Annotated in this window: 22 protein-coding genes, 3 tRNA genes and 3 pseudogenes; 13 read left to right on the forward strand and 15 right to left on the reverse strand. The window is 71.5% G+C overall.

From position 1 onward, the window contains the following. Positions 1-112: 112 nt before the first annotated feature. The 4 genes from ABZ899_RS00545 to ABZ899_RS00560 all read left to right on the forward strand — a co-directional run bounded on the left by ABZ899_RS00545 (position 113) and on the right by ABZ899_RS00560 (position 3,342). On the forward strand, positions 113-892 hold the full coding sequence (locus tag ABZ899_RS00545) for an HAD-IIA family hydrolase (RefSeq protein ID WP_361338677.1): 780 nt from the start codon (positions 113-115) through the stop codon (positions 890-892). A 104-nt stretch (positions 893-996) separates the two neighbouring features. Then, positions 997-1,557: a hypothetical protein gene (locus ABZ899_RS00550; protein ID WP_361338679.1), complete on the forward strand. Its 561-nt coding sequence runs from the start codon at positions 997-999 to the stop codon at positions 1,555-1,557. A 2-nt stretch (positions 1,558-1,559) separates the two neighbouring features. Continuing rightward, positions 1,560-2,225, forward strand: a complete 666-nt coding sequence (locus ABZ899_RS00555) for a class F sortase (RefSeq protein WP_361338681.1) — start codon at positions 1,560-1,562, stop codon at positions 2,223-2,225. A gap of 88 nt (positions 2,226-2,313) precedes the next feature. Further along, positions 2,314-3,342: a glycoside hydrolase family 6 protein gene (locus ABZ899_RS00560; protein ID WP_361338683.1), complete on the forward strand. Its 1,029-nt coding sequence runs from the start codon at positions 2,314-2,316 to the stop codon at positions 3,340-3,342. A gap of 67 nt (positions 3,343-3,409) precedes the next feature. Here ABZ899_RS00560 and ABZ899_RS00565 read toward each other — a convergent pair whose 3' ends face one another. The 3 genes from ABZ899_RS00565 to ABZ899_RS00575 all read right to left on the reverse strand — a co-directional run bounded on the left by ABZ899_RS00565 (position 3,410) and on the right by ABZ899_RS00575 (position 7,862). After that, positions 3,410-5,347, reverse strand: coding sequence for a kelch motif-containing protein (locus ABZ899_RS00565; RefSeq protein ID WP_361338686.1), 1,938 nt, complete (start codon positions 5,345-5,347; stop codon positions 3,410-3,412). Then, on the reverse strand, positions 5,344-7,353 hold the full coding sequence (locus ABZ899_RS00570; RefSeq protein WP_361338688.1) for a glycosyltransferase family 2 protein: 2,010 nt from the start codon (positions 7,351-7,353) through the stop codon (positions 5,344-5,346). The genes ABZ899_RS00565 and ABZ899_RS00570 overlap by 4 nt, the downstream gene beginning before the upstream one ends. A gap of 435 nt (positions 7,354-7,788) precedes the next feature. Then, positions 7,789-7,862 (reverse strand) — tRNA-Lys (locus ABZ899_RS00575). A 184-nt stretch (positions 7,863-8,046) separates the two neighbouring features. Here ABZ899_RS00575 and ABZ899_RS00580 point away from each other — a divergent pair. The 4 genes from ABZ899_RS00580 to ABZ899_RS00595 all read left to right on the forward strand — a co-directional run bounded on the left by ABZ899_RS00580 (position 8,047) and on the right by ABZ899_RS00595 (position 11,992). Next, a complete protein-coding gene (locus ABZ899_RS00580; protein ID WP_361338691.1) occupies positions 8,047-9,399 on the forward strand; it encodes a peptidoglycan-binding protein in 1,353 nt (450 codons plus the stop codon). A gap of 121 nt (positions 9,400-9,520) precedes the next feature. Further along, a complete protein-coding gene (locus ABZ899_RS00585) occupies positions 9,521-10,660 on the forward strand; it encodes an SPFH domain-containing protein (protein WP_361338693.1) in 1,140 nt (379 codons plus the stop codon). A gap of 119 nt (positions 10,661-10,779) precedes the next feature. Continuing rightward, the gene (locus ABZ899_RS00590) at positions 10,780-11,385 is read left to right on the forward strand and encodes a lytic polysaccharide monooxygenase (RefSeq protein ID WP_361338695.1); all 606 of its coding nucleotides are present in this window, start codon (positions 10,780-10,782) and stop codon (positions 11,383-11,385) included. 91 nt (positions 11,386-11,476) lie between these two features. Continuing rightward, positions 11,477-11,992, forward strand: a complete 516-nt coding sequence (locus tag ABZ899_RS00595; protein ID WP_361338698.1) for a DUF3592 domain-containing protein — start codon at positions 11,477-11,479, stop codon at positions 11,990-11,992. A 61-nt stretch (positions 11,993-12,053) separates the two neighbouring features. Here ABZ899_RS00595 and ABZ899_RS00600 read toward each other — a convergent pair. The 6 genes from ABZ899_RS00600 to ehuB form a co-directional block, all read right to left on the reverse strand. Then, a tRNA-Lys gene (locus ABZ899_RS00600) sits at positions 12,054-12,127 on the reverse strand. Positions 12,128-12,224: 97 nt separating this feature from the next. Next, a complete protein-coding gene (locus ABZ899_RS00605; RefSeq protein ID WP_361338700.1) occupies positions 12,225-12,983 on the reverse strand; it encodes an IclR family transcriptional regulator C-terminal domain-containing protein in 759 nt (252 codons plus the stop codon). A gap of 165 nt (positions 12,984-13,148) precedes the next feature. Further along, positions 13,149-13,958, reverse strand: a complete 810-nt coding sequence (gene ehuA / locus ABZ899_RS00610) for an ectoine/hydroxyectoine ABC transporter ATP-binding protein EhuA (protein WP_361338703.1) — start codon at positions 13,956-13,958, stop codon at positions 13,149-13,151. Beyond that, positions 13,948-14,598, reverse strand: a complete 651-nt coding sequence (gene ehuD, locus ABZ899_RS00615; protein ID WP_086870787.1) for an ectoine/hydroxyectoine ABC transporter permease subunit EhuD — start codon at positions 14,596-14,598, stop codon at positions 13,948-13,950. The genes ehuA and ehuD overlap by 11 nt, the downstream gene beginning before the upstream one ends. Next, complete coding sequence (gene ehuC / locus ABZ899_RS00620; RefSeq protein ID WP_361338706.1) at positions 14,595-15,296, reverse strand: ectoine/hydroxyectoine ABC transporter permease subunit EhuC; 702 nt, start codon at positions 15,294-15,296, stop codon at positions 14,595-14,597. Before ehuC ends, ehuD begins: the two co-directional genes overlap by 4 nt. Next, a complete protein-coding gene (ehuB, locus tag ABZ899_RS00625) occupies positions 15,293-16,198 on the reverse strand; it encodes an ectoine/hydroxyectoine ABC transporter substrate-binding protein EhuB (protein ID WP_361338709.1) in 906 nt (301 codons plus the stop codon). Before ehuB ends, ehuC begins: the two co-directional genes overlap by 4 nt. Positions 16,199-16,229: 31 nt before the next feature. Between ehuB and ABZ899_RS00630 the strand changes: the two are divergent. Beyond that, positions 16,230-16,579: pseudogene (locus tag ABZ899_RS00630) on the forward strand (DUF3830 family protein). A gap of 3 nt (positions 16,580-16,582) precedes the next feature. Here the strand turns inward: ABZ899_RS00630 and ABZ899_RS00635 are convergent. Together ABZ899_RS00635 and ABZ899_RS00640 are read right to left on the reverse strand one after the other, a co-directional pair. Next, a pseudogene (locus tag ABZ899_RS00635) lies at positions 16,583-16,971 on the reverse strand (amidase family protein); the annotation flags it as partial. 30 nt (positions 16,972-17,001) lie between these two features. Then, complete coding sequence (locus ABZ899_RS00640; protein ID WP_361338712.1) at positions 17,002-17,970, reverse strand: D-2-hydroxyacid dehydrogenase; 969 nt, start codon at positions 17,968-17,970, stop codon at positions 17,002-17,004. Between the two features lie 259 nt (positions 17,971-18,229). Here ABZ899_RS00640 and ABZ899_RS00645 point away from each other — a divergent pair. The 3 genes and pseudogenes from ABZ899_RS00645 to ABZ899_RS00655 all read left to right on the forward strand — a co-directional run. Further along, a pseudogene (locus ABZ899_RS00645) lies at positions 18,230-18,734 on the forward strand (aspartate/glutamate racemase family protein); the annotation flags it as partial. Positions 18,735-18,771: 37 nt separating this feature from the next. Beyond that, a complete protein-coding gene (locus ABZ899_RS00650) occupies positions 18,772-19,503 on the forward strand; it encodes a decarboxylase (RefSeq protein WP_361338714.1) in 732 nt (243 codons plus the stop codon). A gap of 97 nt (positions 19,504-19,600) precedes the next feature. Then, positions 19,601-20,704 (forward strand): LLM class flavin-dependent oxidoreductase, encoded by a 1,104-nt coding sequence (locus tag ABZ899_RS00655; RefSeq protein WP_361338717.1) that lies wholly within the window; start codon positions 19,601-19,603, stop codon positions 20,702-20,704. Between the two features lie 9 nt (positions 20,705-20,713). On the opposite strand, the gene ABZ899_RS00660 is transcribed toward ABZ899_RS00655, so the two are convergent. Further along, entirely contained in the window at positions 20,714-22,534 is a 1,821-nt protein-coding gene (locus ABZ899_RS00660) for an EAL domain-containing protein (protein ID WP_361338720.1), read from the reverse strand. A gap of 345 nt (positions 22,535-22,879) precedes the next feature. Between ABZ899_RS00660 and ABZ899_RS00665 the strand changes: the two genes are divergently transcribed. Beyond that, on the forward strand, positions 22,880-24,244 hold the full coding sequence (locus ABZ899_RS00665; RefSeq protein WP_361338723.1) for a M6 family metalloprotease domain-containing protein: 1,365 nt from the start codon (positions 22,880-22,882) through the stop codon (positions 24,242-24,244). 136 nt (positions 24,245-24,380) lie between these two features. Here ABZ899_RS00665 and ABZ899_RS00670 read toward each other — a convergent pair. From ABZ899_RS00670 to ABZ899_RS00680, 3 genes are all read right to left on the reverse strand, one after another. Then, positions 24,381-24,454, reverse strand: a tRNA-Lys gene (locus ABZ899_RS00670). Then, positions 24,445-25,047 (reverse strand): bifunctional DNA primase/polymerase, encoded by a 603-nt coding sequence (locus ABZ899_RS00675; protein ID WP_361338726.1) that lies wholly within the window; start codon positions 25,045-25,047, stop codon positions 24,445-24,447. Before ABZ899_RS00675 ends, ABZ899_RS00670 begins: the two co-directional genes overlap by 10 nt. A gap of 129 nt (positions 25,048-25,176) precedes the next feature. After that, positions 25,177-25,542 (reverse strand): hypothetical protein, encoded by a 366-nt coding sequence (locus ABZ899_RS00680; RefSeq protein ID WP_361338729.1) that lies wholly within the window; start codon positions 25,540-25,542, stop codon positions 25,177-25,179. Positions 25,543-26,045: the final 503 nt, after the last annotated feature.

The raw sequence follows: 26,045 nt of genomic DNA on the forward strand, positions 1-26,045 counted from the left end.
TGATCGGCGAGGTCGGGGCCGTCCGATCCTGACTACGCTGGAGCAGCCGGTACGGCGTGGTTCCGGCACCCGCAGCCCGTCTCCGCACGCAGGCCAGGAGAGTCACATCACCATGGCAGACCGCAAGCCCATCGAGTCCTGGCTCACCGACATGGACGGTGTGCTCATCCACGAGGGCGTCCCCATCCCCGGCGCCGACGCGTTCATCACCAAGCTCCGCGACTCCGGCAGGCCCTTTCTCGTCCTCACCAACAACTCGATCTACACCCCGCGCGACCTGCACGCCCGCCTGAACCGCATGGGCCTGCAGGTGCCGCTGGAGAACATCTGGACGTCCGCCCTGGCCACCGCCCAGTTCCTGGCCGACCAGCGGCCCGGCGGCTCGGCGTACGTCATCGGCGAGGCGGGCCTGACCACCGCGCTGCACGACATCGGGTACATCCTCACCGACCACGAGCCGGACTACGTCGTCCTCGGCGAGACCCGCACCTACTCCTTCGAGGCCATGACCAAGGCGGTCCGGCTCATCAACGACGGGGCCCGCTTCATCTGCACCAACCCCGACGAGACCGGCCCGTCCGCCGAAGGGCCGCTCCCGGCGACCGGCGCGGTCGCCGCGCTGATCACCAAGGCCACCGGCAAGCAGCCGTACTTCGCGGGCAAGCCCAACCCGCTGATGATGCGGACGGGCCTGAACGCCATCGGTGCCCACTCCGAGACCAGCGCCATGATCGGCGACCGGATGGACACCGACGTCCTGGCCGGCATGGAGGCCGGTATGCAGACCTTCCTGGTGCTCACCGGCCTGACCCGGCCCGAGCACGTGGAGAACTTCCCCTACCGGCCGTCCCAGGTCGTCGACTCCATCGCGGACCTCGTCGAGCGGATCTGAAACTCCGTACGGGCCTGATCCGACCCGGATGGAGCAATGCGGGCCCCGCACAGGATGCGGGGCCCGCCTCGGCGGGGGAGCCTCCCTGTATCTGGAGGTTCACGATGGGATCACTGCGCGTCACCCTGAGTGCTGTCGCCGCCCTGGGGGCGGTGAGCGCCGTCCCGGCGGCCCACGCGGCGGACGGGGGTGTCTCGGTCGGCCCGTCGCCCGCCGTCCCCGGCGACGACGTCGCCCTCCGGGTGAGTGGGTGCCCGGGCCGGACCGCCACCGCCGTCTCCCCGGCGTTCGTCGCCGACGCCCGCCTGACGGTCACCGAGGACGGCGCCCTCGGCGGGGAGAGCCGGGTCCGGTCCACGCTGAAGGACGGCAGCTACGACGTACGGGTCCGCTGCGGGGAGACCACCCGCGCGGGTTCCGTCACCGTCGCGCGCCGCACGACCGGTCCGGCCGGGGCACAGCGCCACGGGGCACCGCCCCCGCCCGCCGCCAGCCCGACCGCCCCCGTCCGGGCCGGTGGGGGCGGCGCCACCCGCCTCGCCATGGTCGACGCCCGCGAGGCCGGACCCGGCACCGCCCACACCGTGACGGGGCTGGTCCTCGCCGGTGTCGCCGCGACCGCGGTGGCACTGCGCAGCGCCCGGCGGAGCCGGCGGCCCCGCTGACCGTGACCGCACGCGAACGCACCGGCCTCGGCGGCCGCCTGCTCACCGGCACGGTCTGGGCGGCGCTGCTCCTCGGGCTGTGGCTGTGGGGCTGGGAGGTCACCGACGTCCGGCCGCACCCGTCCACCCCGCCCGCGGCGGGCACGCTGATCCCCGCCGGCCCGCCGCCCGACGTACGGCTGCCCCCCGCGGCGCGGCCCCTGACCGACGCCGTGCCGCAGCGGGTCGAGATCCCGGCGCTCGGCGTACGGGCGCCCGTCGTCGCCCGCGGCCTGGACGCGCACGGCGCCGTCGACCCGCCCCCGTACCGGCAGGCGGCCGCCGTCGCCTGGTACGCGGCCGGCCCGGCACCCGGGGCCGCGGGAGCCGCGCTGATGGTCGGGCACACCGACACCGAGGCCCGCCCGGCCGTCTTCCACCGGCTCGCCGCGCTCCGGCCGGGCGCCCGGGTGCGGGTGCTGCGCGCCGGCGGCCAGGTCGCCGAGTTCACCGTGGACGAGGTGCGGACGGTGCGGCGCGAGCAGTTCGACGCCGGGTGGGTGTACGGCCCGCACCGCCCGGGCCGCGCGGAACTGCGCCTGATCACCTGCGCCGGCACCTTCGACCGGGCCACCCGGACGTACTCCGCGAACCTGGTCGTCTCCGCCTATCTCACCGGCCGCGGATAGCGCCGGAGGCGGCCCGCGGACCTCACGTGGCCCGCCACCGGGTATGTCAGGATTGAGCCTCGGAAGAGTGCACCCGAGGGGGAGCTGGATGTACCAGAAGAGGGGGGCCTGGGGGGTCGCTCGTGCGCGCACGTCCGCGGTGCTGCTGGGGGCGGCACTGCTGGTCGCGGGATGTTCCTCCGGGGACGGCGACACATCGGACGGCGAGAACGCCGCCGGGATCAGCCAACAGCCCAAGGACAGGAACCCGTTCTGGGTGAACCCGGACGGGAACGCGGCCGGACAGGTGGCCGCGTACGAGAAGGACGGCGAGAAGGAGGACGCCGAGCAGATCCGCAAGATCGCGGAGCAGCCCACCGGCGAGTGGATCGGCCCGGAGAACCCGGAGCGCGAGGCGCGCGGGTACACCGAGGCCGCCGCCAAGGCCGACCGCACCGCCCTGCTGGTCCTCTACAACATCCCGCACCGCGACTGCGGCCAGTACTCGCAGGGCGGCGCCGCCGACGGCGACACCTACCGGGAGTGGATCGACGGGGTGGCCAGGGGCATCGGCGACCGGGGCGCCACGGTCGTGCTGGAGCCGGACGCCGTGCTGCACCTGGTGGACGGCTGCACCCCGGACGAGTTCCACGAGGAGCGGTACGACCTCCTCAAGGGCGCCATCACCAAGCTCAAGTCGCTGAAGGACACCAAGGTGTACCTGGACGCGGGCAACGCCGGCTGGGGGCACCCGGACCAGATCTTCGAGCCGCTGAAGTGGGCGGGCGTCGAGCAGGCCGACGGCTTCGCGGTGAACGTCTCGAACTTCTACACGACCAAGGACTCCATCGCGTACGGCAAGCAGCTCTCCGCACGCGTGGGAGGCAAGCCGTTCGTCGTGGACACCAGCCGCAACGGCAACGGCCCCTACACGGGCGGCGACCCGAGCGAGCGCTGGTGCAACCCGCCCGGCCGGGCGCTGGGCGAGACCCCCACGACGAAGACGCCGGACCCGCTGGTCGACGCCTTCGTCTGGGTCAAGCGCCCCGGGGAGTCGGACGGCGAGTGCAAGGGCGGCCCGAAGGCCGGCCAGTGGTGGGCGAAGTACGCCCTCGGACTGGCCAGAGCCAGCAAGTGACCCGGTGAACGAGACGGCCCCGCACCCTCACAGGTGCGGGGCCGTCGTCCGTGCGGCCTCGGGAGCGCTACGGCACCCGGACCCACTGCGCCTCGGACGGCGTGCCCTGGTCGTCCGTCACGAAGAGCATGTACCAGCCCGACGGCACCAGGTTCCGGTTCGTCGGCACGGTCACCGTGAGCTTGTCGCCCGACGCCTGGAAGTCCAGCTTCACCGACCGCTGGTCCACGTCCGTGACGTGCGTGGACGCGCTCGGCCGCATCAGCCGTACGTTCTTCACGGACGAGGCGTGCCGCGAGCTGAACGTGCCCTTCCCGCCGCGCTTGATCGTCTGCGGGCCCCCCGACAGCGACGGGCGCGCGTCCCGGTACAGATACGGCGGCGTGTAGATCTCGATGCGCTGCTCGAACTTGCCCGGCTTGGTGTTGGCCTTGTCGGCGTAGAGCGAGTCCGAGCCGAAGAACATCACGCGGCCGTCGGGCAGCAGGATCGAGCCCGAGTGGTAGTTGCGTCCCACCAGCGGGTCGGCGACCCGGTCGAGCTCCTGGGCGCCCGGCCGGTACAGGTGCGCCTGGAGGATGTCGGAGTCGCCGCGGCCCCGGTAGTCCTCCGAACCGCCCGACACCAGCACCGTGTCGTCCGGCAGCACCGAGGTCTGCGGGTAGCGCGTGCCCTTCTCCAGCGACGGCCCGTCCACGAACTCGGGGTTGTCGTCCTTCAGGTCGATCAGCCGGGTCTTCTCGCTGGACTCCTTGGACTCGCCGACGCCACCGCCGCCGACCACCATGTACTTCTCGTCCTGCGCCGGCGGCAGCAGCACCGTGCCGGACGTCTCCATCAGGTTCGCGTCGCTCAGGCCGCGCAGCTTGGTGAACTTGTTGGTGTCCACGTCCCAGATGCCAGGCTCACGGCCCACGTCGTCGGGACCGTAGCCGGCGTTCGAACCCGAGTAGAAGATCTTGCCGTTCTGCAGCGGGAACAGCGCCGGGTACGTCGGGAACTGCCGGGTCTTGTCGAGGTACGTCCACTTCTTGGTCTTCGGGTCGTACACCTCGTTCTTGCCCGGCACGAGCTGCCCGATGTCGTCGAGACCGGAGACGCTGAGGATCTTGCCGTCGCCCAGGGTCGTGAGCGTCGGGTACCAGCGGGCCTCGTGCATCGGGTCGACCTTGATGTACTTCTCGGCCACCGGGTCGAACTCGTAGGCGTCCCGGATGCCCTGGAAGTCCTTCTTGTCGAGGGCGAGCTTCTGCGCGATGCCGTAGGTGTTGCGCGCGTCCACGCCGGACAGGCCCTGGATCCGGTAGTTGTCCTGGGTGCCCGTCTCGTACCTGGTGCCCTGCTTCTGCGCCTCGACGTAGATCCGGCCGAGACCGGGGTCGTTGCGCAGGAACTCGCCGGTGACCTTGTCGAACACCTTCTTCGCGCGCGGCACCAGCACCGGGTCCTTGGAGACGAACGTCTTGCCGTTCTCCTTGCCGGTGAACTTGGTGCCCGCGGGCAGTGTGATCGGCTGGTCCGGGTTCTCGTTGTGGACGATCATCAGGCCGCCGGCCTTGGTGACGTCACCCTTGAGCTTCTCGTACCGCTTGGTGCCGCCCGCGATCAGCAGGTTGCCGTTGGACAGCTGGGTGTGGCCCGTGCAGAACAGGTCGTTCGGCGTCGGCACCTTCTTGATGGTGCCCTTGACCGGGTCCCAGATCCGGGTGTCGTACTGCTTCGCGTCGAAGTTGTCCTGGTTGTTGCCCGAGCCCGCGATGAGCAGCACCTTGCCGGTGTGCAGGAGCGCCGCGTGAATCGTGTTCTGGCGGTACTCCTCGGGAAACTCGACGATCTCCCACTTGCCGTTCGCGGCTTTGTACTCGGGTTTGTTGATCTGGTACTGGTGGTATTTCTCGGTGCCGACGCGATAGAGCCACGGCCCGTTCATTCCGGCCAGCGCGAGCACCACCGCCGTGCCTATCGCGAGTCGACGGGCGCGGCGGCGGCCTGCACGGTCGTTCATTCCTTACGTCCCCCAAGTCCACCAAGGGCGATCTGCATCGTCTGGTCGTTGCCGCCGCCACCGCCCGACGCGGCCCAGGTCGGCTTCTGCTGGCCGTGGGGCGCGTGCGGCGTGGCGTGCGACGGCAGCGGCTGCGGCTGGTACGGCACCGCCGGGCCGGCTGCCGGTGCCGCGTCCTGCTGCCCGCTCCCGGCGGACCGGGCAGCGTGCGCGGCGGGCTTCTTCTTCTCCTGCCGCAGCATGTAGCGCCAGGCGAAAATCGGCGTCGCGGTGATCAGCATGGCGAACGTCGCCCAGATGATCATCGCCGGGTGGGAGTGTCCGTAGACGAATCCCGCCGTGATCGAGGCGCCGAAGATCGCGATGAAGTACCAGTGGTACCGGAAGGTGCCGAACCAGCGGTCGGGGCTCGCGGAGTCGCCCTTGGGCGTGACCACGAACTTGCTCTTCTTGCGCAGCACCGAGTCGATCAGGGCCTTCGCGTACAGCGGCGCCGACAGCGCGGACATCACCATGCCGGCCACACCGCCGGAGCCCTCCGGCTCGTGCGGCGAGACGTTGTGGCGGCGGTTCCAGACGTACAGGCCGATCTGGAGGGCCGAGGCGTTGCCGTACAGCATCAGCCAGATCGTGGGGTCGATGTTCACACCCGAGGCGCCCAGGCCCAGGAACAGCGCGCAGCTCAGCGCGGCCAGGATCCAGTTGAGGGCCGACATCGGATAGAAGATGATCATCATCGTGTAGTTGAAGAGCTTGCTCGGCGGCAGCGAGTACCAGCCCTTCCAGTACTGCTTGAGGATCGTCTCGTACGTCCCTCGCGACCAGCGCATCTGCTGGGTGAAGAAGTCCGTCCAGGCGCTCGGGCCCTCACCGACGGCGAGCACGTCCGGGGTGTAGACCGAGCGCCACTTGCGGCCCGTGGCCGGGTTCTTGTGGCGGTGGATCTCGAAGCCCGTCGCCATGTCCTCGGTGATCGAGTCGTACAGGCCGCCGATCTGCTTCAGCGCCTTGATGCGTACGGCGTTCGACGTACCCACGAACATCGGCGCGCCGTACTTGTTGCCCGCGCGCTGGATGAGGGCGTGGAAGAGGAACTGCTGGGACTCGGCGGCCTTGGTGACGAAGTTGTCGTAGTTGCCGTAGACCTGCGGGCCGATGACGAAGCCGACGTCCGGGTCGCGGAAGAAGCCGAGCATCCGCTCCAGGTAGTTGGGCAGCGGCACGTGGTCGGTGTCGACGGAGGCGAAGAAGTCGTAGTCGTCGCCGTGGGCGTCGAGCCAGGCGTTGTAGTTGCCGTGCTTGGTCTTGGCGCGGTGCGGGCCCTTGGCCTGGTTCCACTTGGCGACGCCCTTGCGGGAGAAGTGGCGCACACCGAGGCGGGCGCACACCTCCTTGACCTCGGGGTCGTCACCCTCGTCGAGCAGCCAGACGTGCATCAGACCCCGGTGGCGCAGCTTGACGGCCGCCTCCAGGGTTCTGGTCACCATCTCCAGCGGCTCCTTGCCGGGCACGAAGGAGGTGAGGAAGGCGACTCTCGTCCCGGTCTCCGGCACCACCGGGATCGGGTCGCGGGCGACCAGCGTGGCGTGCGCGTTGGAGAGGACGTTCATGCAGCGGAAGAACTCGATCAGGCCGATCGAGACGAGCATCACGATGTCGAGCGCCGGCAGCCAGTCGAAGGCGGGGTAGTCCCGCTCGGTCCAGTGCTCGGGCTGCAGCAGCCAGAAGAGCAGGACCAGCGAGAGCACCGGGGCCGCGGCCAGCATCAGGGCGACCCGGATGCGGTGCGGCTCCTGCGAGATCAGCGAGCGGTACTGGACCCGGTACGGCTTGTTCGGGTCGGGCTGGGTGAGGGGACCGGCCAGCCGGCTGTAGTGCTCGTAGTCGTACTTCGGCAGCGTCTTCTTTATCCGGCGAAAGGCCCCGGTCCGGTGCGTTGGCACCCTCAACTGGGTGGTCTGTGACGGGTCGAAGTCCCGCCGGGCGCCCGTCGGCGTCGACGTCATGAGTCATCCCCCCACACGCAGGTCACCGCGTGTATGTCGGTTCCGTTTACGACTGTGCCGATCCCCCTCGACCTTCACAGGCGTATCAGTGGCGGGCCGCGGTCACCACATCTTCCACACGTTAGACATGGAAACGCGACCTTCCGGTTGCATCATGCCCCCCTCGGCATGCGGTCGTGAAAACGGGGCCCCTGCTCCCCCGAAAACCGGCAACCGGCTCCTTGCCCCCCAACTGCCGCGTATGCGCAGCATCGTGAAAAACCCCACCCCAGGGTTCTACGCGGGTCCGCATGATCGCAAGATGCGAAACGCGGTGTTTACCGGTCATACGCGCTCATTGTGGCAGCTGTGGAGGTCCTGTGTGGCCGTCGTGGACACATGGGTGCCGGAACGCCGGAAGCCCCTCGCGCGAGCGAGGGGCTTCCGGACCGTCTGTGCGCCGCCAGGGACTCGAACCCCGGACCCGCTGATTAAGAGTCAGCTGCTCTAACCAACTGAGCTAGCGGCGCCTGCTGACGCCGCCACTCTACATGACCTTCGCCGGTGCCTCCGACCGCCCTCCGCGGGGCGCCGGGGCCGGGGGAGGGGCCTGTAAACCATTCGGACCGTCAACATGCGGGTGCGGACGACAGTTGGGAAACTGGCGAGGTGCACAGCCGAGGAATGTTCCGACTGGAGTGTGAAGGGAATCGCATGGAAACTCGGACTCCGGTGTTCGAGGAATTCGATCCGGCGAGTGACTGCGACTGCCCGGGATGCGTCCACTGGCGGCGCGTCCTGCCGCATTCCACGACCGGCCGCCACCCGGCGGCCCACCGGGCCCTGGTACTCGCCGCCGCCGCGTCCAGCACCCTCGCCGCCGCCCACACGGCCGCCGCGGCGGCACCCGAGGCGCCCGACCGGCCGGGCGTCCCCGCAGGTGACGAGCCCAGTACCCCGCAGGGCCGCCAGGCTCCGCTGCATGGTCCCGGCGGCACGCCCGCCACACCGGCCGCCGGGACGGAGACCCCCGCCACCACCCGTACGGAGATCATCAACCGGGCGAAGAAATGGGTCGCGGCGAAGGTTCCGTACAGCATGTACAAATTCTGGTCGGACGGATACCGGCAGGACTGTTCCGGATTCGTCTCGATGGCCTGGAGCCTGCCCGGGAACGAATGGACGGGAAGCCTCGCCCAGTACGGCGTCCGCATCAAGAAGGAGGATCTCGAGCCCGGCGACATTCTGCTGTTCCACAATCCGGCGGACCCCCAGAAGGGTTCGCACGTCGTCATCTTCGGCGGCTGGACGGACCACACCCACTCCTCCTACGTCGCCTACGAGTCGGCGCCCCCGCACGCGCGCCGCCAGACCACCCCGTACGCCTACTGGAGCCACTCCGACAGCTATGTCGCCTACCGCTACAAGGGGCTGGTGAAGGGCACGGCGGGGGCGAAGCCGGACACCGCCGGGCCGGAGCAGCCGAAGCCCGGGCAACCGCAGCCGCAGCGGCCGGCCGAACCGGCGAGTGCGGCGCCCTACCCGGGGCGTGCTTACTTCGGTCCCGGCGCCAACAACAAGCACGTCACCCGGCTGGGCCGCATGCTCGTCGAACGCGGCGCCGGCCGGTACTACGCCTCGGGCCCCGGACCGCGCTGGACGGACGCCGACCGCCGCGCGACCCAGGCGTTCCAGCGGGCGCAGGGCTGGCGGGGCCAGGACGCGGACGGGCTGCCCGGCCAGGCGACCTGGAAGCTGCTGGTCACCGGTCGGGGTAAGGACGTCCACGGCGGGGCGGGCGCGCCGGAGCAGCCCGCGTCCCACGGGGTGCCCGGCTATCCGGGACGGGCCGCGTTCCGGCCGGGCGCGGAGAACATGTACGTCACCAGGCTCGGCGAGCGGCTGGTGGAGAAGGGGTTCGGCACGTACTACAGGTCCGGGCCGGGGCCGCGCTGGGGCGATGCCGACCGTCGTGCCGTCGAGGCCTTCCAGCGCGCCCAGGGCTGGCGGGGCGGCGCGGCGGACGGCTACCCGGGGCCTGAGACCTGGCGGCGGTTGTTCGCGTAGCCGGACCCGGCGCGCGAAAGCGCGCACCGGACCGAGGGGCGGTCCGGACACCGGGTGCGCGCGCCGGGCGCCGCACCCTCATCCCCTGTGACGCATCTGGCGCGGAGGCTGGAGGCAACGCATGACCACGACCACTTCCCACACCCCGGAGCCCGACGGGCTCGACGGGCTCGACGGGCCGGCCAAGGCCCCCGTGCGGCCCGCACGGCTGATCCAGAACGAGGCGACCACCGAGATCCCCGTCCATCTGCTCTTCCGCGACGAACCGGATCCGGTGCCGGTGCCGCTGCGCCCGACGGTCGTGGCCCGCCGGCAGGGCACCGGGGAGCAGCCCCGGGTGCGCCGGCCGGTGCAGCCGAAGCCCCGGCCCGACCTCCGGGTCGACCCGGAGCTGGTGGAGCGGCCCGCCCGGGTGCTGCCGGGCGCGGTCGGCCTGATCGCCGGAGTGTGCGCGGCGGCCGGGGCGCTGGTCACCTCGTGGTGGGCGGGGGTGCTGCCCGCGGCGGCCGTGCACGCGCTGGGACTCCAGGCGTCGGCCGGGGCCGGGCTCGGACCGCCGCAGTGGGCGGCGTACACCGGTGCCGGGGCGCTCGGCCTGTTCGGCTTCGGCGGGCTGGCGCGCGGGCGGACCGGCGGGGCCTGGGTGCTGGGGCTGTTCGGCCGCTACCGGGGGACCGTACGGCGCACCGGTCTGCTGTGGGTCAACCCGCTGCTGCTGCGCCGCCGGGTCGACGTACGGCTGCGGCACTGGCGCAGCGAGCCGATGCAGGCGGCCGACGGCAGCGGGGTCGCGCTGCGGGCGGTCGTCCTGGTGGTGTGGCGGGTACGGGACACCGCGCGGGCCACGCTCGCGGTCGAGGACCACGAGTCGTATCTGCGCGAATGCGTGGAGGCGGCGCTGGCCCGGGTCCCGGTGGAGATGCCGGGCGCCTCCCGGGGCGCGGTGGAGGCGTCCGGGGACGCGCTGACCCGGCTGGTGGTGCGGGACGCCGGGGCGGTGGGGCTCGAGGTGTTCTCGGTCCGGCCGCTGCGGGTGGAGTACGCCCCCGAGGTGGCCGCGGCCATGAACCGGCGCCGGATCGCCGTGCTGGACGCCCAGAACCGGGCGACCGTGCTCACCTCGGTCGTGGACTCGGTGGAGGACACGGTGACCCGGCTGACCACGCGGGGCCTGGTCGACCTGGACGACTACGAACGCAAGGCGCTGGTGAAGGACCTGACGGTGGCGTTCTGCGCGGGGCGGGGCGAGACGGCCGGCTGACGGGGTGTCGAACAGAGCCCGCTATTGGTATGGACATGTTCAAGCGTCAGCAATAATCTGGGGCTTGGTCTAGACCTGCAAGCTCGTCGAACTTCCCCCACGTTCCCAGGAGCAGCAGTATGCGCAGAAGGACCAAGCTGTACGCCGCCGCGCTCGGACTCACCACGGCCGGAGCTCTCGCCCTGTCCACCCAGGGTGCGAGCGGGCACGGGTACACCGACCTCCCCGTCAGCCGCCAGAAGCTGTGTCAGAACGGCACTGTCGCCAACTGCGGGTCCATCCAGTGGGAGCCGCAGAGCGTCGAGGGCCCGAAGGGCTTCCCCGGCGGCGGACCTGCCGACGGGCAGATCTGCAACGGCGGACTCGGCCAGTTCAGCCAGCTGAGCGCGCCGAAGACGCCGTCCGGGGCCGCCTGGCCCACCACCAAGGTCACCGGCGGTCAGAACTACACGTTCCGCTGGCAGTTCACGGCCATGCACGCCACGACCGACTTCCGGTACTACGTCACCAAGCAGGGCTGGAACCAGAACCACAACCTGTCCCGCTCCGACCTCAACCTGACGCCGTTCTTCACGGTCCCGTACAACGGCCAGCGCCCGCCGTCCACGCTCTCGCACAGCGGCCGGCTGCCGACCGGGCTGAGCGGCCACCACGTGATCCTCGCGGTGTGGACGATCGCGGACACCGGCAACGCGTTCTACGCGTGCTCGGACGTCACCTTCTGAGGTTCCCTTGAGTCAGTGTCCCGGCCGGCGTGGGTAGGTTCCTGCCACGCCGGCCGTTCGAGGCCGGCCGTGACCTCGGGGGACCTTCATCATGGATGCGATCTTCTATGTCGTGCCCTGCCTGATCCTGGCCGTCGTGCTCTTCATCGGGTTCCGCGTGACCCGCCGCTCGTGGCAGATCCGCGCCGCCTGGAACAGCGGGCTGACGGCCGAGGGCCGCTGTCTGCGGACGTTCACGACGACGCACGGCGGCGGGCGCGACACCTCCGTGCACACGACGCTGCACCACGTGTACGAGTTCACCGCGCGTGACGGCCGCGTCATCCGCTTCGAGGAGGAGGACGGCCCGGCGACCACGGTGGAGGGCGACATCGTCACCGTCCACTACACGGAGGGCGCCCGGGTCGCCGCCACGGCACGCAGGCCGGGACGCGCCGGGCTGGCGGCATCCACCCTCGGCGTCCTGGCCGTCCTCGGCGCGGCCGCGGTGATCTGCGTCGCCTTCATGATCACGTACCACGGGATGTCGGCCGAGTTCGGCTCCGGCGGGAACACGGGCGAGACCGGCGACACGGTGGTCATCGACGGGGTCACGATGACGCCGTGAGAATCAGGGCAATCCGCACATGTCGAAGGGCCCCTCGCTCCCACGAGAGGCCCTTCCGGTGTGCGCCGCCAGGGACTCGAACCCCGGACCCGCTGATTAAGAGTCAGCTGCTCTAACCAACTGAGCTAGCGGCGCATGACTCACGCCGACCGCGTTCTCACTGCTCCCGCGGCTGGCGACGAAGAAAATACTACCCGGTCCGGAGGGGTGCTTCTGACCACCCGCCCGGGACCTAGATCGCCAGGGACAGGAGTACCGGTGCCGCGTTCCGGTTGAGGGCGTCCGCCGCCTGGCGGAGCCGGTGGGCGTGGCGTACCGGGAGCGACAGGGCCAGGCAGCCGACGGACGAACCGGCCGTGATCGGCACGGCCGCGCAGACCGTGCCCACCGCGTACTCCTGCAGGTCGAGGTGCGGGACCGTCGGCGGCTGGGACTCCAGGCGGGACAGCAGCACCTTGTCGCTGGTGATCGTGCGCGAGGTGAGCCGGGCCATCTTGTGCCGGGACAGATGGTCGCGCCGCCCGTTGTGGTCGAGCTGCCCGAGCAGGCTCTTGCCGATCGCCGTGGCGTGCGCCGAGTAGCGGAAGTCGACCCACTCGTTGACCACGGGGGTGGCCGGGCCGGCGGCGAACTGGTCGATGCGGATCTCCCCGTCGACGTACCGGCTGACGTAGACGGCCGCGCCGACCGAGTCGCGCAACCGGTCCAGGGTGCGCTGCAGGTTCTCCCGCAGCGCCCGCGCCCGGCTCTCCGCGGAGCCGAGGCGGGCCAGCGCCTCCCCGGCGACGTACGCCCCGTCCGTCACCTGCTCGACGTACTCCTCCCGGCGCAGCATCCGCAGGAGGCCGGTCAGGCGCTCCGGGCCGATGCCGGTCTGCCGGGCGAGCTCGGTGCCGGTGACTCCGGTGCCGTGACGGACCACGGTCTCCAGGACGCGCAGGGCGCCCTGTGCCGCGTGGTACGGCGTCCTCGGCTCGTGCTGCAGCGCCACGGTCCCCCCTGCGGTCGCACAGTGCTTCCCGATGCGGGTCTGGTCCGGTCCCCTTCACGATAGCGGCCAAGGGGACCGTGTCGAGCGGTCGTTGACGAGATTCCGGTGCCCTCAACTGCGGCATCGACACACTGGCACATGCCACCGTCATGGGACCGGGCGACGTCACAGGACAGCGCCGAGGAACTCCCGCGTGCGCTCGTTCTCGGGGTCGTTGAAGATCTTCTCCGGGCTGCCGGACTCGATCACCCGGCCGGAGTCGAACATCATGACCTGGTCGGAGATGTCCCGGGCGAAGTTCATCTCGTGCGTCACGCAGAGCATGGTGATGTCCGTGCTGCGCGCGATGTCCCGCAGCACGTCGAGGACGCCCGCGACCAGCTCCGGGTCGAGCGCCGACGTCACCTCGTCGAGCAGCAGCACCTGCGGCCGCATGGCCAGGGCCCGTGCGATCGCCACCCGCTGCTGCTGACCGCCGGACAGCTGCGTCGGGCGGGCGTCGCGCTTGTCGGTCAGGCCCACCATCTCCAGCAGCTCCCGCGCCCGCGCCTCCGCCTCGTCCTTGGACATGCCGAGGACAGTGACCGGGGCCTCGGTGATGTTCCGCAGCACGGTCATGTTCGGGAACAGGTTGAACTGCTGGAAGACCATCCCGATCTTCTTGCGGATCTCCCGGACCTGCTTCTCGCCGGCCGGATACAGCTGGTCCCCGTCGACGGTGATCCGGCCCTCGTCCGGCTTCAGCAGGGTCATCAGCAGCCGCAGGATCGTGGTCTTGCCCGATCCGGACGGGCCGATGAGGGTGACGTGCTTGCCGGCGTCCACGGAGAAGTCCAGGTGGTCCAGGACGGTGTGGTCGCCGAACCGCTTGGTGACCTGCTCCAGGCGGATCAGTTCGCCGGTGCCGCGCGGGGCCGCGTCGTCCCGGGCGCGCTCGGGCTTCTTCTCGAACGGGGCGTGGGTGTCAGTGGACAAGGCGTCGCTCCAGGGCTCGCAGGGCAAGGGAGGCCAGGTAGGAGATGACGATGAAGGCAACGCCGATCACCGTCAGGGGCTCGGTGAACTGGAAGTTCTGCTGGGCGAACAGCCGTGCCTCGCCGAGCATCTCCAGCACGGTGATCGCCATCAGCAGGGGCGTGTCCTTCAGCATCGAGATGACGTAGTTGCCGAGCGCGGGCACCACCCGGCGGACGGCCTGCGGCAGGATCACCACGGTCCACGTGCGGCGCAGCGGCAGGTTCAGCGCCGTCGCCGCCTCCCACTGGCCCACCGGCACGGCCTCGATCCCGGCCCGGTAGACCTGCATGGTGTACGTCGAGTAGTGCAGCCCGATGGCGAAGACGCCGGTGGTCAGCGCCGAGGCGGTGATCCCCCACTCGGGCAGCACGTAGAAGAGGAAGAACAGCTGCACCAGCAGCGGGGTGTTGCGGACGAACTCCGTGACGGCGCCCACCGGCCAGGTCACCCAGCGCGTGGGCACCCGCATGAGCAGCGCCCACACCAGTCCCAGCGCGAAGGAGATCAGCGAGCCCAGGACCAGGATCTGCAGGGTGACCAGCAGTCCGTCCCAGAAGTACGGCATGAAGTCGGAGACGGCGCTCCAGTCCCACTTCACGAGACACCACTTCCCTCGGGCACGCGCACGGCGGCGGTCTCCTTCTTCGGCGCCCTGCCGACCCCGGCCTTCAGCCGCTTCTCCAGTCCGCGCATCGTCCGGGTGAGCAGGAAGGCGATCAGGAAGTAGATGAGCAGGATGTAGGTGTAGATCTCCGCGCTCTCCTGGAGCGCGAGGCGCACCAGGTTGCCGCTGAACGCAAGGTCGCCCATGCCCATGATCGACACCAGGGCGGTGCCCTTCAGCAGCTCCACGAGCAGGTTGGAGAACGGCGGGATCATCTCCGGCACGGCCTGCGGCAGCAGGATGAGCCTCATCCGCTGCCAGGGTGTGAAGCTGAGCGCGATCCCGCCCTCGCGCTGGGCCGGGTCGACCGCGCCGAGGGCACCGCGCACGATCTCCGAGCCGTAGGCGCCGTAGGTCAGGCCGAGGGCGAGGGTACCCGCCCACAGCGGCACCAGCTGCCAGCCGAAGGCGGGCGGCAGCACGAAGAACACCCAGAAGATCATCACCAGCGCCGAGGTCCCGCGGAACACCTCGGTGTAGAAGCCCGCCAGGAAACGCACGACCTTGAGCCGGTGCGTGCGCGCGATGCCGACCACGAAGGACACGGCGGTCGCCAGCAGCGCGCTGAGGACGAGCAGCTGGACCGTGACCCATATGCCCTTGAGTACGAGTTCCCAGAGTCCTGAGGTCATCCGCCGCACAGCTCCTTCGCGGTCAGATCCGTCATCTCGTCCTCGGTGAAACCGAAGGGCTTCAGGATGCGGAGCAGTTCACCGCTCTTCTTGAGCTCGGCCAGTTCGCGGTTGAAGGCGTCCCGGAGCTTGGTCTCGGTGGGCCGGAACGCGAACGCGCCGCCGTCGACGTGCGGTTGGCCGTCCACGAGCGGCTTGAAGGGTTCCGTGGCCTCCGCCTTGGAGGACCTCTTCACCACCTCGCGGGTGGTCAGCGCGGTCCCGGCGAAGACGTCGACCCGTCCGGCCTCGACGGCGTTCAGGCCGGCGACCTGGTCGGGGACGATCAGGATATCGCTCTCCTCGTACCCGGCCTCGACGGCGTACGCGATCTCCGCGTAGCCGGTGCCGGTGGCGAACCTGGCCTTCTTCTCGACGACGTCCTTGTAGTCGCGCAGGCCCATCGGGTTGCCCTTGCGCACGATGAAGGAGTCGAGCATCTGGTAGTCGGGGTCGGAGAAGATGACCTGCTCGCAGCGCTCGGGGTTGACGTACATCCCGGCCGCGACGACGTCGAACTGCTGGGAGTTCAGGCCGGGTATGAGCGAGCCGAACTCCGTGGGGACCGGCTGGACCCGGCCGACGCCCAGCCGCTGGAAGATGACACGCGCCAACTCAGGCGCCTCGCCGGTCAGTTCGCCGTTCCTGTCGATGTATCCGAAGGGGATCTCACCGGCGATGCCGAGCCGGACCACGCCCGCCGCACGCAGCCGTTCGAGCAGGTCACCGCCGTGCTTCGTCGACGCCGTGGCCACGCGTGAGCAGCCCGCGGCCCCCAGCCCACCGAGCGCCGCCACCCCCGCGAGCAGCGACCGGCGTGTGGTCCCCGAGGTGTCTCTGTCGTTCCCATTAGGTGGAGCCATGGCGGCGCGGCTACCCGAGACCATGCGGAGTATGCACCCTGGAACCCATGACTGGTTCATCGAGGTGTCGCTGGTCGAACGCGGTATTCACTGCAGGGCCGAGCTCCTGGACGACCGCGTCCGCGTACCTGTGCCGCCGTCTGGGACGCGCGGCCCCTGTCGGGCGACGTGTACCACGCCAAGTACGCGCGAAACGAGGTCTACGCACTCTTCCCGCCCCTCGCCCCGTCGGAGCCGCTGCTGCTCAACGGTGACGTCGGCTGGGTGCCCGGCATCGTCTGGGGCCGGGTCGTGGACGGTCTGGAGCGGATGGCCGAGGGCTGCAACGACCTGTGGCGCTCGGGGGCCGCGGGGGAGTCACTGCGCTTCCGCAGGCTCTGACCCGCCGAACTCGGGCGTGGTCGTCTTGCCGAGGAACACGGCGCCCTGCTCGCGCAACCGGGCCACCGACGGCGCGTCCTCGTCCCAGCGGCCCCGCTCCGGGACCGTCCGGGAGCCGCGCAGCGTCGGCGTGCCCCGCATCAGCAGGATGTCCTTCACCGTGACCGGCACACCGTCCAGCGGCCCGGCCGGTGTGCCGTGCCGCCACCGCCGTGCGGCCTCGGCGGCCCGCGCGAGAGCATCCTCGGCCGTCAGCCGGACGAACGCGTGACCCGTGGCTGGAGCCGCTCGGCCCGCTCCAGCGCGGCGCGGGTCGCGTCGACCGGGTCGAACCGCCCGGTGCGGTATCCGTCGAGGAGTTGTACGGCGGTCAGTCCGGCGAGGTCCGTCATGCGCCCTCCAGGCTCGGGTCCGTGCGCGGTTCAGCGTCCGGGGACGTACCCGCGCCGTTTGTCCACCACGTTCAGCAGCGGTCTGCCCGCCTCCCAGCGCTCGTACAACTCCACGAACTGGGCGCCGAGCCGATCGCGCCAGCCCACCGTGTCCCCGCTCATGTGCGGCGAGACGAGCAGCCCGGGCGCCTGCCACAACGGGCTGTCCGGGCCGAGGGGTTCGTGCTCGAAGACGTCGAGCGCCGCCCCCGCGATCCAGCGTTTCGCCAGCGCCTCGGCCAGCGCCTCCGTGACGACGAGCTGCCCCCGCCCGACGTTGATGAACCGGGCCGAGGGCTGCATGACGCCGAAGCGCCTCAGGTCGAACATGCCGCGGGTCTGCTCGGTCAGCGGTGCCGCCGCGATCACCCAGTCGGCGCGCGCGATCAGCCGGTCGAGGTCCTCGGGGCCGTGGATGCCGGTCCGCGGGACGCGGCCCACCAGCGCGGTCGTGACGTCCAGCGCCTTCAGGGTGCGGGTGATCGCCCGGCCGATGGGACCGGACCCGACGACACAGGCGCGGGTGCCCGCCACCTGCTGCCCCTCGCGGTGCCGCCACTCCCGGGCGCGCTGGAGGTCCAGGGTCCGCGGCAGGTCCTTGGCCATCGCCAGCACCAGCGCGGCCACGTACTCGGCGATCGGCTGGTCGAAGATCCCGCGCGCGTTGGTGACCACGGTGTCGGACGCGGTGAGCTCCGGGCACATCAGATGGTCCACGCCCGCGCTCGCGGTGTGCACCCAGCGCGGCCGGGGTCCCTCGCCGGGCCAGGCGTGGCGCACGGCGTGCGAGGTGAAGTCCCAGACGAGCAGGACGTCCGCCTGCGGGAGCCGGGCGGCGAGCGTGCCGGCGTCCGCGTGCTCGACCCGGACCCGTCCGGTGAGACGGCCCAGGCGGGGCGGGGGGTCCGCGTCGAGCACGAGGAGTGTGGGCCGGGACGCGGACGGGACGGGTGGGGTCATGCGGGGTCGCTTCTCCGGAGGTGTGAGGCGGCGGGGGCCGAGGGCCGGCTCCTGGGAGGGCGCGGGTGCGGTCGCGCGGGGTCCACGTGCGGGTACGGACCGTCTGACATGCGAGGTTTGACCACGCTCGCACCCGAACCTACCTTCGTCAACACGGGTGCACGCACGGTCCGTTGATCAGCCGTGTCTCGTAGTGAGGACGGTGCCCGCCATGGACGCCATGGACCTCTCCGTCCTCGGCGGACCCCGCCCGCAACGCGGCGAGCGGGCGCTGTGCGAGGCCATGACCCGGGCCGGCGCGGTGCCCGCGGTGACCACCTCCGGGGCGCTGCTGGAGGCGCTGACCGAGCTGCGGGTCCGCCGGGTGGCGCTGGTGACGCCGTACACCGACTCGGTGACACGGGCCCTGGAGGAGTACGTGGCGGAGGCCGGGTTCACCGTCGCGGGGTGCGCGTACATGGGGCTGACCCGGCACATCGGGAAGGTGCCGTACCGGGAGGTGGCCGAGATGGCCCGCCGGGCCGTGCGCGCCGCGCCCGACGCGCTGTTCATCAGCTGCACCAACCTGCCCACCCACGCTCCCGCAGCTGGAGGCGGAGCTGCGCATACCGGTGATCTCGGCCAACCAGGTGACGATGTGGGCTGCGCTGCGCCGGTTGGGTACCCGCGCGGTGGGACCGTATCAGGCGCTGATCGATCCGGCGGCGCGTGGCGGCCAGGTCCTCCCGGACGTGCCGGACGTGCCCGAACAGGAACAGCAGTAGCAGCCCGACGTGAGCACCGACCAGCAGAAAGGCCGACATGACCGCACTGGGATTCCTCTACCCGGGCCACTTCGCCGAGGACGACTACCCGCGCGTCGAGCAGTTGCTCGCCAGCGACATCCGGCTCGACGTGGTGCACACCGACATCGGTGAGGACGCGCACCGGGTGGACGCGCCGCTGAGGACGGGGTCCGCCGAGCAGCTGGCCTCGGGCATCGAGGAGCTGCGGCTCACCGGTGCCGAGGCGGTCGTATGGGCGTGCACCAGCGGCAGCTTCGTGTACGGCTGGGAGGGCGCCCACGACCAGGTGCGCTCCCTGGCCCAGGCGGCGGGCATGCCTGCGTCGTCGACGTCGTTCGCCTTCGTGCACGCCATGCGTGAGCTCGGGGTGCACCGGGTGGCGGTCGGCGCGACCTACCCGGACGAGGTGGCGGGGCTCTTCGCCCAGTTCCTCCGGGCCGGCGGCGCGGACGTCGTCGCGGTGCGCGGCGCCGGGGCCGCCACCGCGGCCGAGGTCGCGACCTGGGGGGAGAAGGAGCTGTTCGCGCTGGCGCGGGAGGCCGACCACGCCGACGCCGAGGCGGTCCTCCTGCCGGACACCGCCCTGCACACCGCCTCCCACGTCCCCGCCCTGGAGGAGACGCTCGGCAAGCCGGTTCTCACCGCCAACCAGGTCACCGTCTGGGAGGCGCTGCGGCTCACCGACCGCCGGGTGAACGCTCCGGCCCTCGGCACGCTGTTCACCCGGGAGCCGATCGTGCAGGTGTGACCCGTCCGGCGGCCCGCCGCGGGGCCCGGGAATAAAGCGGAGACCCCCTCCTGTTACCGCCCTACGCACACCGCACGGCGATACGCAGGAGGAAGACGTGGCCGCAGACGACACCGGGGCCGACGGGATCCGGGGCACGACACACGGCACGGCACCGACGCCGCTGTCCGTGCTGGACCTCGTCACGGTCAGCGCCGGCCACACCGCCACCGACGCCCTGCGCACCAGCGTCGAGCTGTCCCGGCTGGCCGAGTCGCGCGGCTTCCACCGCTACTGGGTCGCCGAGCACCACTCCATGCCGGGCGTGGCGTCCTCCTCCCCGGCCGTGATCCTCGCGCACCTCGCCGCCCACACCGGGCGCATCCGCCTCGGCTCCGGCGGCGTGATGCTCCCCAACCACGCGCCGCTGGTCATCGCCGAGCAGTTCGGCACCCTGGAGGCGCTGGCGCCGGGGCGCGTCGACCTCGGCCTCGGGCGCGCGCCCGGCACCGACGGCGCCACCGCGGCGGCCCTGCGCCGCACGGACCACCTCAACGAGGGCGCCGACGACTTCCCCGAGCAGCTCGCGGAACTGATCCGCTTCCTCGACGACGACTTCCCCGACGGGCACCCCTACCGGCGGATCCACGCCGTCCCCGGCCCCGTGCAGGGGACCTCGCCCGGCGGTGTCCAGTCCACCCACCGGCCGCCGGTCTGGCTGCTCGGCTCCTCCGGGTTCAGCGCCCGGCTCGCCGGCGTCCTCGGCCTGCCGTTCGCCTTCGCCCACCACTTCTCGGCGCGCAACACCGTCCCGGCGCTCGACCTGTACCGGGAGACCTTCCGGCCCTCCGCCCTCCTCGACCGGCCGTACGCGCTCATCGGCGTCGGCACGCTCGCCACGGACGACGAGAAGGAGGCCCGGCGCCAGCTCAAGGCCGCCGCGCTCAGCATGATCCGGCTGCGCACCGGCCGGCCCGGCCTCGTCCCCTCGGTGGAGGAGGCGGAGCGCTACGAATTCACCGAGATGGAACGCGACTTCGCCGACTCCTGGAACGCCGACATCGTCCACGGCACGCCCGATGAGGTCCGCGCCGGACTGAACGACCTCCAGAAGCGCACCGGTGCCGACGAGTTGATGCTCACGAGCAATGCCCCCGGCATGGACGTCCGGCTGCGCTCCTACGAACTCATCGCCGACGCCTACGGGCTGCCGGCGGCCTGACGCGTTCCGTCAGACCTTGACGCCGAGCAGCTCGGAGATGCGGTCCGGGGACACCGGCCGGGAGTACAGCCAGCCCTGGCCGGTGTCACAGCCGATCCGCCGCAGCCGTGAGGCCTGCGCCAGCGTCTCCACGCACTCCGCGGTGACCGTCAGGCCCAGCCGGTGGGCGAGCTGGATCATCGCCTCGACCACCACCTCGTCGGCCGGGTTGGGCGTCACCGCCGCCGTGTCGTCGCCCTCGTACTGGAAGCCCCGGACGAAGGCGCCGTCCAGCTTCAGCACGGACACCGGCAGCCGGCTCAGATACGCCAGGTTCGAGTAGCCCGTGCCGAAGTCGTCGATGGCGATGCGCACTCCCATGTCGCTGAGCGCCTGCAGGTCCCGCAGGGGCCGTCCGGCGGAGCCCATCACGGCCGACTCGGTCAGTTCCAGCTGGAGCAGACGGGGTTCGAGACGCGTCTCCTCCAGGATCCGGGCCACGTCCGTCACCAGGTCGGAGTCCCAGACCTGGCGCACGGCCACGTTCACGCTGACGAAGATCGGCGGTTCGCCGGGGTGGGCGGTCTGCCAGTCGACGGCCTGCCGGCAGGCCGTCGCGAGGATCCAGCGGCCGAGCGGCACGATCGAGCCGTCCTCCTCCGCCAGCCCGATGAACCGATTCGGCTGCAGGACGCCGAACTGCGGGTGGTTCCAGCGGACCAGCGCCTCGACCCCGCGCAGCCGACCGTCCTCCATGCTCACCAGCGGCTGGTACTCCAGCGCGAACTCCCCGCGCTCGATGGCCGGCCGGAGCGTGGCGGCGAGCGCCTGCCGGGTGATGAGGTGCGCGCTGCGCTCGGGGTCGAAGAGCGTCCAGCGGTCCTTGCCGTCGGCTTTCGCCCAGTACAGGGTGGTGTCGGCGGCCTGCATCAGGGCGGTCGGCGTGGTGCCGGCCGCGTGCCGTTCCACGACGCCGATCGACGCCGACACCGACAGCCGCCGGCCGGGCAGGTCGAACGGCTCCCGCACGGCCTCCAGCAACGACTCGGCGAGGTCGGCCAGTTGGTCGGTGCCGGTCGAGTCCTCCACGAGCAGCGCGAACTCGTCACCGCCGAGCCGCGCGACCAGCGGCGGGACCGACCGGCTGCGCCCGGCCTCCTCGGCGCAGCGCGTGAGCCGTTCCGCGACGGCGGCCAGCAGCTTGTCGCCGATGCGGTGCCCGAGGGTGTCGTTGATCGCCTTGAAGCCGTCGAGGTCCAGGTAGCACAGGCCGATCCGTCCGGTGCTGCCGCTGTCGTCGTACGACTCCACCTCCAGCGCGGCCGACAGCCGTTCGAAGAAGAGGGTCCGGTTGGGCAGCCGTGTCACCGGGTCGTGCATCTGCAAGTGCCGCAGCCGCGCCTGGAGTTCGCGGTGGGCGCTGATGTCGGCGACGGACAGCAGGACCCCGGCGGACTCCTCGCCGGGCAGCGGCGCGACGGTGACCCGCGCCCACAGCGAGCGCCCGTCAGGGTGCTTGAGGCGGCGCGTGCAGCGCAGTTCGGCCTGCCGGCCGCGCAGCACCTCCCGGTACGCGTGCCAGGTGCGCGCGTCGGAGGCGAGGTCGACCAGGTCGGCGGCGACCGACCCCGCCAGCTCGTCGGCCCCGGTGCCGAGCAGGTCGGCGAAGCTGGGGTTGGCCCCGGTCACCAGGCCCTCGGGGTCGACCGTCGCCATCGCCAGCGGCGCGGCGCGGAAGACGGCGGCGTAGGGCGGCCCGCCGGTACCGGGGGACGGCTGTTCACCACTCTCTGTGACGGCCGGCCGGATGAGGTCTGCCGCGGGCGCCGGCCCTTCGGACGTTCCGCTCACCGCTCGCTCCCGCAGTGCACTCGATCTTCGGATGGGTCTCATCGGAATGGGTGGCCGGGTGGCGATCCGGTCGCCGGGCCGTGTCCGTGCAGGAAAGTGTCAGGAAAGTGTGCCGATCATAGAGGCTGGCTCAGGGGCCTTCCACCTACTGCCCAGTGTTCCCACACGGGCCGCGCTCGCGCCAGATCGTTTCTGCCCGCACATGGACGGCTTCTTGGGGTCCCCGACCAGTTGTGACGTTCCGTGAGCGAACCGGGGTGTCGCCCTGGCGGTTGTTGAGCACTCTCACCCGTCCGGTGCAGCCCAACAGGACGTAGTACGACAATCCGACACAGGCTGGGTGCGGTGTCCCGCGAACCGCTCCCGGAGGTCGTCGTGCCGCGTCAGTTCCCCCTGCTCCCTGGGACGGGCCTGCCGCGGGACCGGCGCCGACTGCGCAGCACCGCCGCGGTGTTCACCACCATGTCGGCGCTCGCGGCCACCTCGCTGATCGCGGGCCCCTCGTCCGCCGAACCGCTCGACGCGGCGCCCTGCGCCCTGGCCCGCACCGACGCGCACCACTCCGAGGGCCTGGACACCTGGAACGCCGCCTATCCGCAGCCCACCCGGAAGCTGGACGCGGTGATGGTGTTCCTGTCCTTCCCGGACTCCCCGCCGCAGACCACGCCCGCCGAACTGGCCGCCGACCACTTCCCGGTCACCAGCCACTTCTTCGAGCGCGCCTCCTACGGCAGGTTCAGCCTGCGCGCCCATCCGATGGGGCACTGGCTGCGCATGCCGAAGCCGTCCACGGCGTACGCCATACAGCGTGACTGGCGGGCCGCCGACCGGGCCGCCTATCTGCGGGACGCGCTCGCCGTGGCGGACCGGGAGGTGGACTTCTCCCGCTACGACATCGTGTACTTCGTCGCCGACCCGGACGCGCCCGGCGTCGACTCCGACGCCACGAAGGTCGTCAACCTGGAGACGCCGCTGCGGGCCGACGGCGCGGACATCCGGCGGGTCGTCACGGTCTTCGAGAACCATCCGCCGGACCGCCTGGTCCTCGCCCATGAGACCGGCCACGTGTTCGACCTGCCGGACCTCTACCACCGCCCGGTGGACGGCAAGGGCGACTGGGACACCTACGTCGGGGACTGGGACCTGATGGGCAGCCAGTTCGGGATGGCACCCGACCTGTTCGCCTGGCACAAGTGGAAGCTGGGCTGGCTGGACCCCCGGCAGGTGGTGTGCGTACGGGGCATGGGCTCCCGTTCGACACGGCTCACCCTGGAGCCGCTGGCGGCCGGCGCGGGCGTCCCGGTGCCGGTGGGAGCCGCCGGGGCGCCCGGGTTCTCCGGCACGCCCGGCACGGTGCCGGGGTTCGGGCTGGGCAACGGCGTCAAGCTCGCGGTCGTGCGCACCGGGGCCGACAGCGCGCTGGCCTTCGAGGTCCGCAGCCCGGCGGGCAACGACGTCCAGGCGTGCCGGGAGGGCGTGCTCGTCTACCGGGTGCGCAGCCACACCGAGTCCGGCGGCGGGCCCGTGGAGGTGGTGGACGCCCATCCGGGGAGCGAGGCGTGCTGGGAGGAGTCCGTGTATCCGCCGCTCGCGGACGCGCCCGTCGGGCTGGGCGAGAGCTTCACCGTGCCGGAGGACGGTGTGCGCGTGGAGGTGGAGGGGCGGTCCGTCTCGGGGGCGTGGACGGTGAGGATCACGACAGTGGGGTAGCGCCCGCGCCCGGCCCGGGGTCGCGCGACCGGATCACGAACGCGCCGCGTGGGCCGGTACGCCCGAGGGAGTGCGGACAGCGTGCCCCGAGCATGCGAGAAGCCCCCCGCTCGCGCGAGGGGCTTATCACTGTCTGTGCGCCGCCAGGGACTCGAACCCCGGACCCGCTGATTAAGAGTCAGCTGCTCTAACCAACTGAGCTAGCGGCGCCTGCTGACGTCGTAGACCTTAGCACCCTGATCGGCGTGGGGAAAAATCGATATCCGCACGGTCGCCCGGGCCGCCCGCACGGCCGCCCAGAGGAGCACCTCCGGGCCCGGTAACCAGGGATTACGGGTGTCCGGCGCCACCAGCCAGCGGGAGTCGCGCGGGGCCCCGGCGGCCGTGCGCGCGTCGGTCGCGGCGGGGACGGTCACCGCGTCGCCGGCGCCGTGGCACAGCAGGGGCGGGATGCCCTCCGTACGGCCGAAGTCCTCCCAGCGCAGGAGGGAGGGCAGCCGCTGGGCGGTGCCCGGCGCGGCGAACATCAGCAGCCGGCCGCGATGGGCGGCCACGGGCCCGGAGCCGGGGCCCTCGTTCCACAGCCGGTCGAGCATGCGGCGCCCGAAGACGGCGGGCGCGCTGACGACGTCGAAGACCGAGCCGCACGGCAGGACCACGGGGGCCTGCGGGCGCTCCCGCCAGAGGGTGAGCGTGCTGCGCGGATACGTTCCTGCGGAGGCGAGCCAGGCGGCGCCGTCGCGGGTGACCCCGGTGACGTCGCAGCGGTCGTCCTGGAAGAGTGCGTCCGGTGTGCTGCTCATGCCGTCTACATCTACCGATGGTGAGCGCCCGGTATCGCTGGGTTGCCGAAAGGCGGGACAGAGCAGGACGCGAGCGGGTATCTTGCGCGCCGTCCTGGCATATGCCGTGTCGGGGTGCCCGGGGCGAGGTCACACGGGGTCGACGGTCCCCGCGCCCTCCACGCCGCGCAGCAGGTCCCTGCCGAACTCGACCATCTTCTTGGCGTAGTCCTCGGTCCACTCGGCCCGCTCGGCGATGTCGGCGGGCGTGAGCCGGTCGAACCGTCGCGGGTCGGCGAGCTGGGCCGCCGCCATGGCCTGGAACTCCATCGCGCGGTCCGTCGCCGCCCGGAACGCCTGCGTCAGCTCCGTCGCCCGGGCCAGCAGGGCCCGCGGGTCGTCGATCGACTCCAGGTCGAAGAAGTGCTCCGGGTCGGCCGCCGCCTGGGTGGGCTCGAAGAGCAGGGGCGCGGGGCGTAGCCGCGGTTCGTTCCTGTGCGGCGTGGGCTCCGCCATGTCGTGTCCTCCTCGTACGTCACCGGTCCCCGGTACCGATACCCACCCTCGCGGGCGCGCACCGCGGCGGACCGGTTCATCGTCCATTGTCCCGCGCCCGCGCAAGAGGGCGCCGGGGCAGCCCGGCCCGCCGACTCCACGCACTTCAAGGCAGCGGGAGCGCGAGATGTTCCGGGCGGCGGGCCGGGCATGGGGTGCCGGGTGGGGCGGGGGTGTCATGGCCGCCAGGTCACCCGGTGTTCCGCCAGGCGGGCGAGGACCGCGTGGTCGGCCTCCCAGCCGTCCGGGGCTGTGCTCTTCGGCCGCCTCCGGCGGCGGTGCCGGACCGTGTGCGGCGGTGGGACTGGCCGGGCAGGGGTGCCGGGTGGGGCGGGGGGGTGTCATGGGCGCCAGGTCACCCGGTGTTCCGCCAGGCGGGCGAGGACCGCGTGGTTGGCCTCCCAGCCGTCCGGGGCTGTGTTCTTCGGCCGCCTCCGGCGGCGGTGCCGGACTGTGTGCGGCGG

This window comes from Streptomyces sp. NPDC046859, assembly GCF_040645135.1.
Classification (GTDB): Bacteria; Actinomycetota; Actinomycetes; order Streptomycetales; family Streptomycetaceae; genus Streptomyces.